This window comes from Cohnella zeiphila, assembly GCF_014212055.1.
Lineage (GTDB): Bacteria > Bacillota > Bacilli > Paenibacillales > Paenibacillaceae > Cohnella > Cohnella zeiphila.
In genome coordinates this window covers 57361-67338 of record NZ_JACJVO010000001.1, presented here as the reverse complement: position 1 = coordinate 67338, position 9978 = coordinate 57361, and the positions used below count along the sequence as shown (strand labels likewise).

General features: G+C 59.4%; 8 protein-coding genes and 1 pseudogene. All 9 read right to left on the bottom strand.

Going from position 1 to position 9978, the window contains the following annotated elements; genetic code table 11:
* The coding region (locus H7C18_RS00300) for a LysM peptidoglycan-binding domain-containing protein (RefSeq protein ID WP_185127009.1) at positions 1–1368 on the bottom strand (1368 nt) is incomplete at its 3' end.
* A gap of 318 nt (positions 1369–1686) precedes the next feature.
* A pseudogene (locus tag H7C18_RS00295) lies at positions 1687–2708 on the bottom strand (IS3 family transposase).
* A 265-nt stretch (positions 2709–2973) separates the two neighbouring features.
* Positions 2974–3855, bottom strand: coding sequence for a branched-chain-amino-acid transaminase (ilvE, locus tag H7C18_RS00290; protein WP_185127008.1), 882 nt, complete (start codon positions 3853–3855; stop codon positions 2974–2976).
* A gap of 24 nt (positions 3856–3879) precedes the next feature.
* Positions 3880–4755 (bottom strand): prephenate dehydratase, encoded by an 876-nt coding sequence (gene pheA / locus H7C18_RS00285; protein WP_185127007.1) that lies wholly within the window; start codon positions 4753–4755, stop codon positions 3880–3882.
* Complete coding sequence (gene thrB, locus H7C18_RS00280; protein WP_185127006.1) at positions 4752–5783, bottom strand: homoserine kinase; 1032 nt, start codon at positions 5781–5783, stop codon at positions 4752–4754. Before thrB ends, pheA begins: the two co-directional genes overlap by 4 nt.
* A 10-nt stretch (positions 5784–5793) precedes the next feature.
* Entirely contained in the window at positions 5794–7080 is a 1287-nt protein-coding gene (locus H7C18_RS00275; RefSeq protein ID WP_185127005.1) for a homoserine dehydrogenase, read from the bottom strand.
* 94 nt (positions 7081–7174) lie between these two features.
* Positions 7175–7612 carry an ACT domain-containing protein gene (locus H7C18_RS00270; RefSeq protein ID WP_185127004.1) on the bottom strand — a complete coding sequence of 146 codons (438 nt, stop codon included), beginning with the start codon at positions 7610–7612 and terminating at the stop codon, positions 7175–7177.
* Positions 7613–7765: 153 nt separating this feature from the next.
* Entirely contained in the window at positions 7766–9103 is a 1338-nt protein-coding gene (gene obgE / locus H7C18_RS00265; RefSeq protein ID WP_185127003.1) for a GTPase ObgE, read from the bottom strand.
* Positions 9104–9203: 100 nt separating this feature from the next.
* Positions 9204–9962, bottom strand: a complete 759-nt coding sequence (locus H7C18_RS00260) for a Spo0B domain-containing protein (protein WP_185127002.1) — start codon at positions 9960–9962, stop codon at positions 9204–9206.
* Between the last annotated feature and the right edge of the window lie 16 nt (positions 9963–9978).

Genomic DNA, 9978 nt, shown 5'->3' with positions numbered 1-9978 from the left:
ACCCATAAACGCCGGGGATACCTGCGGCATGCCATAGCCGGTGTACGGCCCCGTGTTCGCCGGGGATACTTGCGTTCCATAGCCATCGAAAGACGGTCCCATGTTTGCCGGGGACACTTGCGTTCCGTAGCTGACATTTGCCGGACCCATGTTCGCAGGTGACACTTGAGTTCCGTAATCGTCATAAGAAGGTCCCATGTTCGCCGGAGATACCTGCGTTCCGTAACCGTCATAGGACGGTCCCATGTTCGCCGGGGACGTTTGCGTTAAGCCAGGCCATGCGACCGGAGCGCCGCTGCACGGGTGGCATTCCTGTTGCGGCCATTCGGCTGCAGGCGAGACCATCTCCTTGCCCGTCGCCGCCGGGGAGACCATCGGCATGTTCGGTGCTCCGTAGCCGTAAAGCGCGGGATTCGCGTTCGATACGCCTTCCGTCATCGGAAAGGGGGATGCCAAGCCGCCCCATTCTTGCGCGTACCCGTGGCCGTGGCCGTAAGGATTAGGCATTTCTTGAACGGGGCTGACGGCAGGCTTTTGGTATGTCTTTTCGGCGACGGGGGATACGGCCTCCTTGGCCGGAATCGGGATCTGCTCGAACAAGTCGATATGCTGTTCGAATTCGATCTTCACCGGCGGAAGCTGTATGGGCGCTTGGGGAGCGGGCTTCGCTTCCGCGATCGGTTTGACTTCCGTGTTCGGTTTCGCTTCCGTAATGGGCTTCGCTTCCGTGATCGGCTTCGCCTCCGTACTGGGTTTGACTTCGGTGCTCGGCTTTACGCCGGTATTCGGCTTCGCGCCGGTGTTGGGCTTTGCACCGGTATTCGGCTTGACGTTGGGCCCGGCATGGTGACCCTGTTCCCCGCTCACCATCCCGTGGCCATCGTGCTCCATCCCGTGGCCGTCGTGTTCCATCATGTGGCCGTGGTGATGTTCATGATGATGGCCTTGGTGGTGTTCGTGATGATGCCCGTCGACGGGATCGGCGGCGCCCGAACCCATGTCCGTTCCGTCAGCCGTTCCGGTTCCCGGATTCGTATCGCCGGAAGGCATTTTCGGAATGTTGACCACTTCGCCCGTCAGAAGCACGTTCGGATTTTTGAGCTGCGGGTTGGCCTTGATCATCAGTTCCAGCGGAATGCCCCAAGCCTTCGACAGCTTCCACAGCGTGTCTCCCTGCTGAACGGTGTGTTGGTGCATCACTTCGTAAGCGGGCGTTGCCGGCATCGGAATTTTGATCTTCATTCCGACCTCGATGGCGTCCGGGTTCGTGATTTCCGGATTCGCCTGCACCAGCTCATCCAGCGGCACATGATACTTTTGGGCGATTTGATACAACGTGTCGCCCTTTTTGACCATATGGATTTTCAAGCCGTTCCCTCCTGATCGCATCTTGGATCACGTGCGGGCGAATGCCCTCGCACAATCATTACATCCTATGCAGGAGATGGGCAAATGACATCCTCTCGCCAAAAAAACTCCAAAGAACGGGGAACCTCTGCGACAAACGGAAAAATCCCCGCTTATTCGGTGGGATAAGCCTTCATGATTCCGACAGCCTGTTCGACATAACAAATCCCCCAAAAGTGAAGTAAATCTTCGAAGCTGATTCCGATTCCTTTTGGGGGAGCCCCCGAATTAACCCCTAAAAGAGAAGTATTGGATTGTCAACACTAAACTGGACAACGATTATGAGGGCTGGGTTCTAGCTTCAACGGGCGTGCGGTACTCTAGCGTTCCATGAATTCGATGATGATTGAACCAATGAACGTAATCGCTGAGTTCCAGAGCCAACTGTTTCAGGCTTTGAAAGTGAGTCCGATTGGCGAATTCCGTTTTGAATATTTTGTAGGTCGCTTCTGCCACCGCGTTATCATACGGGCAACCTTTGTTACTGAGGGAGCGGCTAATACCGAATGTCTCAGCGCTTTCGAAATCAGTTTGTTGTCGAATTCTCTGCCACGATCGGTATGGAACATTTGAATGCGGTCCAACCGAACGGAGATGCTCGCAATGGCCTTATAGACGAGCGCAGCGTCCTTCCTGGCCCCACAGCTATATCCGATGATTTCGCGGTTAAACAGGTCGATAAAAAGACATACGTAGTTCCACTTGCCTGCTACTCGTACGTATGTCAAATCGCTCACCACAACGGCGTATGGCTCTTCCTGATTGAACTTACGCTTTAATTGGTTCTTCGCCTCAGACTCATTGGAATCGCTCTTGTGCGGCTTGTATTGCGCTACCGTATACGTGGAGACCAAACCATGCTTCTTCATGATCTGTCCAATTTTACGGCGAGAAGCCTGCACAGACCGTTTCCCCAGCTCCACCTTGATTTTCCGTGTGCCGTAGTTGTTACGGCTCTTGGAGAAGATATCGATGACGGCGTCCTCAATACGAACTTCTTGGGATTTGCAGGACGTTACACATTGCGGATACCGAGTATTTGTGGGCATTGTTGCGAATCACATTTACTTTCGTCCCATGATCAGCGCGGCTTGCTTTAAAATGTCGTTCTCCATCTTCAGGCGCTGTACTTCTTTGCGCAGTGCAATAAGCTCATTTTCTTCAGGTGAACGATTTGCTTGCTCGGTAAAAGAACCGGATTTCTGACTTTGAGTAATCCAACGATTTAGAGCGGACGCTGTCAAATCATATTCCCGAACGATATCGCTTCGGGACTTTCCGCTTTCGTACAACTGAACCATCTGGCTTTTAAATTCTGGTGTGAACTTTCATCTTGGTTGGGGCATTGTAGTTTCGCTCCTTATCTGGTGAGTCCATTCTACTAGCCCTCCATTTTTCTGTCCAACTTACTGTAGCCTATCCAGTATGTCTCCGAAGCTGATTCCGATTCCTTTTGGGGGAGTCCCCGTTACCCACAGGAAATCAAGTCGCAGAATCTCCTAAACAATAAAAAACCGCCCCGCCCAAAAGGGTGGAACGGTTGAGGCCGGCGCAAGAAGCGCCTTTTTATTCGAACACTTTGACGCCTTCGACGGTGACGATCTTGCGGAATTCCTGCAGCAGATGCGTGGTGATCGGGCCAGCCTGGCCTTGCCCGATCACTCGCCCGTCGACTTCCCGAACGGCGATGACTTCCGCGGCGGTGCCGGTGAAGAACGCTTCGTCGGCGGTGTACACGTCATGCAGCGTGAACGGTTCTTCCTTCAGCTTGTAGCCGAGCCGATCGCACAGATCGATGATGGCTCCGCGCGTGATGCCCTCCAGCGCTCCGATATAGCATGGCGGCGTATAAACGACTCCCCGCTTGACGATGAAGATGTTGTCGCTGGATCCTTCCGCCACGAATCCTTGCGAGTTCAGCATGATCGCTTCGCCGACGCCGGCGAGGTTGGACTGGATTTTCACCAGAATGTTGTTCAGGTAGTTCAGCGACTTGATCTTCGGGTTGAGCGCGTCCGGCAGGTTGCGCCGCGGGCTGACCGATACGGAGCGCAGGCCTTCGCGGTAAGCTTCCTCCGGATAGATCGCCAGCTCTTCGACGATGATGACGACGAACGCCGCCGGACAGCGGGTCGGATCGAGTCCGAGGTTGCCCGGGCCGCGGGAGACGACGAGACGGATGTAGCCGTTCCGCATGCCGTTCTTGCGGATCGTCTCGACCAGAGCGTCCTGCATCTCGCCATAAGACAGCGGGATATCCAGCATGATGGATTTGGCGGAATCGTAGAGCCGATCCAGGTGTTCCTTGCAGCGGAAGATGTTCCCGTCATAAATCCGGATACCCTCGAAAATCCCGTCCCCGTACAAAAAACCGTGGTCAAAGACCGATATTTTCGCGTTCTCCTTCGTGACGTACTCGCCATTCAAATAAATCCATTGCTCCGACATGCGTTAAGCGCACCTCCGATGTATTTATTCGTATGAAAAGCTCGGGTAGGAACCCAATATGCGAACCTGGCAGCCGATCGCTTCGATCTCGGCGATCGCCGCAGGAAGCAGCACCGTGTCCAAAGACATCTCGATATCGATAAAAAAGTAGTAGTTGCCCAGCTTCTTCTTCGTCGGCCGCGATTCGATCTTGGACAGATTGATGCGGCGCCAGGCGAAGGCGGACAGTACCTGGTGGAGAGCTCCCGGATAGTCTTCCGGCAGCGTGATCAGAATGCTCGTCTTCCGAAGCGAAGCTCCCGCTTTCTCGAAAGGAGTGTTCCCGACCAGCAAAAACCGGGTGTAGTTGTTGTCGTGATCGGTCACCGCTTCTTCGAGCAGGTCCAGTCCGCAGTCTTCGGCGGCGGTATGGGTGCCGATCGCCGCCCAGCCGCGGCCGGGATTGTCGCGCACGGCGCGGATCGCTTCGGCCGTGCTGGCCAGCGTCTCGAGCTCGGCATGCGGCAGACGCGCCCGCAGAAATTCATAGCATTGGGCCATGGCGACCGGGTGACTGAGCACCTTGACGATGCGCTGCGGATTCCACGTCCCGGCCCCGGGGTCGGACAGCTCGTCCTGCCGGCCGACCAGATTCTGTATGACCGGGAATACCCATTCCGCGCGGATCGGAAGATCGACTTCGTGAACGAGCCAATCGATGTGAAGGCTTACGGAGCCGTCGATCGTGTTCTCGATCGGAACGACGCTCCAATCGGTGTCTCCCTTCGCCGTCGACTTGAAGACGTCCGCGATCAATTTATGATACTTTAGTTCGACCGGAACATCTTTGAGAAAATATTGCGCCGCCTCGTCCGAAAAGCTTCCTTTCGGAAGCACGGCGGCGGTATGCGCCCGGCTCATGCGCCCACCTCCTCATCGTCCGCAGGCAGCACCGCCTGCGGCTCCATGCCGAACCGCGGGTGCCCGCGATCCAGCACCGCCGTCTCCGGTCCGCGCTTGCACGGCCTCAGCCAGCGCGTCGCGACGCCTACGCCTTCCGCGGCCATCGTCTCCGCAACGAAGCGCTCGATCCGCTCCCGGTCCGCTCCCGCTTCGGCCATCACCAGCAGCGTCGGCCCGGCTCCGGACAACACGGCGCCCAGCGCCCCGTGCTCCCGCGCTTCGGCGAGGATCCGCTCCATGCCGGGAACGAGCGCCGCCCGGTACGGCTGGTGCAGCCGATCCGCCAGCGCGTTCCGCAGCAGTTCCAGCTTGCCGGTCGCCAGCGCTGCCGTCAGCAGCGAGCTGCGGCTGACGTTCAGCACGGCGTCGCGCATCGATACTTGCGACGGCAGGACGTTCCGCGCCTTCTTCGTCTCCAGCTCGAAATCCGGAATGGCGACGAGCGTCTCCAAAGCCGCCGGAGGCTCCAGCCGGACCGCGTCGGCGCGCGTTTCGTCCCAGGAAGCGACGACGATTCCGCCGAACAGCGAAGCGCCGACGTTGTCGGGATGGTTCTCCAGCGCGGTCGACATCTGGAAAAGCTCGTCCTCGGACAGCGGCGCGCCGATCAGCTCGTTCGCCGCGACCAGCGCGCCGACGATCGCCGAGGCGCTGCTGCCGAGTCCGCGCGCAAGCGGGATGTCGCTGCGAAACGCAATATGCAGCTCGGGAAGATCGACGCCTGCGCGGGCGAATACGGACTGGGCCACCTTGTACATCAGGTTGCTCTTGTCCCGCGGCAAGCCGGCCAGCTCTTCGCCCATCATGGTGAAGGTCGTCGTCTCGCCCGGAGCGGCCGGCCGCAGGTCGATCCAGGCGAACAGCGACAGCGCCATCCCGAGCGTATCGAAGCCCGGTCCGAGATTTGCGGTGCTGGCCGGCACTTTGACGACGACCCGGTCCCGCACCCGAAGCGCCGACGGCTGGTTGGTCAATTCAAGATTCATCGCGCATCCCTCAGCCTTCCAAGCGATAGACGCTCTTGATCGTCCGGATCGAAGACAGGCTCTTGAACGATTCCAGCACCGCTTTGAGCGACGCTTTGGTCGTGCTGTGCGTCGTGATGATAAGCTCCGCGCCCGGACGGTCCGGCGTCGCCGGCTGCATGACCGATTCGATGCTCATCTCGCATTGGGAGAACACTTGCGCGATCTGGGCGAGCACGCCCGCACGATCTTCCACATGCAGCAGCAGGAAATATTTAGCGGCGATCTGCTCGTCGGTTTTCAGCTTCTTCTCCTTGTAAGCCAGCGTAGCCTGACGGCCGTTGACGCCCAGCTTGCTGTTCTTGGCGACGGCGACCAGGTCCGCCACGACCGACGTCGCCGTCGGCATTTCTCCTGCTCCCGGGCCGTAAAACATCGTCTCGCCCACCGCTTCCCCGTATACGTAGACGGCGTTGAACACGCCGTTCACGGCGGCGATCGGGTGGCTTTTCTTGACCATCGTCGGCTGCACGCCGACGCTGATGTAATCGTCCTGACGCTCGGCGATGCCGAGCAGCTTCAGCTCGTAGCCGAGCTGCCGGGCGTAGCGGATGTCCTCCTGCGTAACCGAGCTGATCCCTTTGACGTCGACGTCGTCCAGCGCGACGTTGGCGCGGAAGCCGAGCGTGGACAGAATGGCCATTTTGCGGGCCGCGTCCAATCCTTCCACGTCCGACGTCGGATCGGCCTCGGCGTAGCCGAGCGCTTGAGCTTCCTTCAGCACGTCGGCATAAGCCGCGCCTTCCTGGCTCATCTTGGTCAGGATGTAGTTCGTCGTTCCGTTGACGATGCCCATGATCTTCGTGATCCGGTCGGAGGAGAACCCTTCGATCAGCGTCCGGATGATCGGAATGCCCCCGGCGACGCTCGCTTCGTAGAAAACGTCGCAGCCTTTCTCCGCGGCCTTGGCCAGAATCTCCTGGCCGTGCAGCGCCATCAGATCCTTGTTCGCGGTCACGACGTGCTTGCCGCGCTCCAGCGCCTCGAGAAGATACTCCTTCGTCGAGTCGATGCCTCCCATCACTTCGATGACGATATCGATCTCGGGATCGCGGACGATCTCCCACGGATCCTCCGTCAGCTTGGCCGAATCGACCGAGACGCCGCGCTGCTTGGCGCGGTCCTTGACGAGAATTTTGGAGATGGAGATCGGCGAGCCGACCTGGCTCTGCAAATCCTCCTGATGGCCTTCCACGATGCGAACGACGCCCGTTCCTACGGTTCCGAGTCCGAGCAATCCTACTTTAACCGGCTTCATGCGTTGGTTCCCCCTCCATGCAAAATGCGAAAAAACGGCCTTGCGATACAATAGGCGATCGACCGTTCCGGTCCATGAACAACCGGGCTCCGGTCTAACTGCGCCCGACGACGGCCGCTCGCTTGACGCCTTCTTGCGAGCGGAGCCGGTCGACCAGTTCGGACAGCGTTCCCGGCAGTCCGGATATTTCCAGCGTCACGACGACATTGGCGATCCCCTGCAGCGGCATCGATTGAGAGATCGTGAGCACGTTCCCCCCGCTTTGCGCCATCATCCCGAGCACCCGGAACAGCACGCCGGAGCGGTGCTCCAGATCCATGGCCAGCGTGGCGATCTGCTCGCGCGCCGCCTGCTCAAGCGGATAGACTCCGTCCTTGTACTTGTAGAACGCGCTGCGGCTGAGGCCCACGCGCTCCGCGGCCTCGTGAATCGTCCCCGCTTCCCCGCGCCGGAGCAATTCCTTGGCTTGCTCGGTCTTCAGAATGCCTTCCGGCAGAAGATCCTCGCGAACGACGAAGTAACGTTCCGCCATGCCACGTCCTCCCAGGAAAGACGAATGTATTCGTATAGTGGACATTATAGCGAAAATCGCTGGGAGCGGCAATAGGCAAAACGAGGCTATCGCAACACGGTCCGCAAAAGCGAAAGGCCAACCGGACCGTTGCCGCCGATTGGCCCTTCACCATTATCGATCCTCGAACAAATAATCGTCCGATCCGCCTTCGAAAAACTCGAATTCGAAATCGCCGATCCGGATCGTCGCGCCGTCCCTGGCGCCCCGCTTGCGAAGCTCCGCATCGACGCCGATGTTGCGCAGGATGCGTCCGAAGCGCATGACCGCTTCGTAGGAAGCGAACTGCGTCCGCTTCAGCAGCTTCTCGATCGACTCGCTCTCGACGACGAACACCTCGTTGTCGCGGGTGATGCGGAATTCGTGGTCCGAAGGACGTTCCTCCATCCGGTAGACGACGCCTTCCTCATCATCCGTTCGTTCCTCCGCCTGCAGCTCCGACGGATCGGGAAGCGATTCGAGCAGATCCGCGACGCGGTACAGCAGCTCGGGCACTCCCTGCCGCGTCAGCGAAGAGATCGGCATGATCTCGATGCCCGGCCGGTCGGCTTCCGCTTTCTGCCGGAAGACGGCGAGCTGCTCTTCCGATTCGGGCATGTCCATCTTGTTCGCCGCCACGATCTGCGGACGCTCGGCGAGCTTCGCGTTATAGAGCTTCAGTTCGTCGTTGATTTTCACCCAGTCGTCGTAAGGGTCGCGGCCTTCCATGCCGGACATGTCGACGACATGAACGATAATCCTCGTGCGCTCCACATGGCGCAAAAACTCGTGGCCCAGCCCGATGCCGGTATGCGCTCCTTCGATCAGTCCCGGCAAGTCCGCCATGACGAAGCTGCGCTCGTCCGACACTTGCACGACGCCCAGATTCGGCGTCAGCGTCGTGAAATGGTACGCCCCGATCTTCGGCTGCGCCGCGGACACGACCGACAGCAGCGTCGACTTGCCGACGCTCGGAAATCCGACCAGCCCGACGTCCGCCATCACCTTCAGCTCCAGCGTCACCCATCGCTCCTGGCCTTCTTCTCCGTTCTCCGCGATGGCCGGAGCCGTGTTGGCCGGACTCTTGAACCGGGTATTGCCCCGGCCGCCGCGGCCGCCTTTGGCGATAACGACCTCCTGGCCGTTCGCCGTCAGATCCGCCAGCATCTCGCCGGTATCGTCGTCGTAAACGACCGTGCCCGGAGGCACGCGAACGATCAAGTCTTCCGCGTTGGCTCCGTGCTGCGTCTTGTTCTTGCCCTTCACGCCCCGCGGCGCCTTGAAGTGCCGCTGATAACGGAAGTCCATCAGCGTCCGGAGGCCCTCGTCGACCCGGAAGACGACGTCTCCGCCCTTGCCGCCGTCTCCGCCCGCCGGTCCGCCTTCCGGCACGTACAGCTCGCGCCGGAACGCGACGAGACCGTCCCCGCCGTCTCCGCCTTTGACGTATATTTTCGCTTTATCCACAAACATGGTGAGTTCACTCCGTTTAGAAGTCCGGCGAAGACGAAGCTCGTCGCCATTCTCCGTCCTTTAATCCTGCCCGATCCGCGGCTTTGTCTGCCTGGCTCCGTCAGCCGGCCCGCCCTGCGGAAGGAAACGCGACGACCGTTCCGCGGATCTCGCCTTCCCGGACATCCCGGGGGAAAGTGACGCTTCCGAACCCGTCCAGCACGCGTTCCCATTCTCCGTACAGGCTGTCTCTCGCAGCCAGCCTGCCGTTGTAATCCATCTCCAGCACGACGCTCCGCTCGTCCGACCGAAGCCGGAGCCGGAGCACGTTCTCCTCTTCGGCAGCCGAAAGAGCGCGAAGCCGAACGACATTGATCAGTCCGATGACCGCGTCGGTCAACCGGTCCTGGTCCATCTCGGGGTCCGGAAGGCGGAACCCTTCCTCCACCTCGACGTCGAGCCGCATCGTATCGCATACCGTGCGGAACGACAAAAAGAACGCCGCCAGCTTCGGAATTCCCAGATGGGAAATACGGCTGTCGTGCTCCATTCTGCCCCTTATTCTATCCACTACGGCGACCGCTTTATCAGGCTTGTTCAATCTCAAGTATCCGTAAAGAATCTGCAGCTCGTTCATCCAGTCGTGCCGATGATGGCTGAGCGTCTCGATGGCCGATCGCTGAACCAGGTCCAGCATTCGGGCGTAGCGAGCGCGCTCGATTCGGCGGTCCAAGACAATAGCCGTTGCCGCCGCGCCAGCCGTCCATAGGCCGAACAGAACGATCGTCCACCATCGGCCGGACCAGAGGATCATTGCGCAGACCGGCAAAACAAGCGAGCCGCCCGCAGCCAGAACCCACAGTCTTTCTTTGGTCGTCATGTTCGCGACTTCCCCC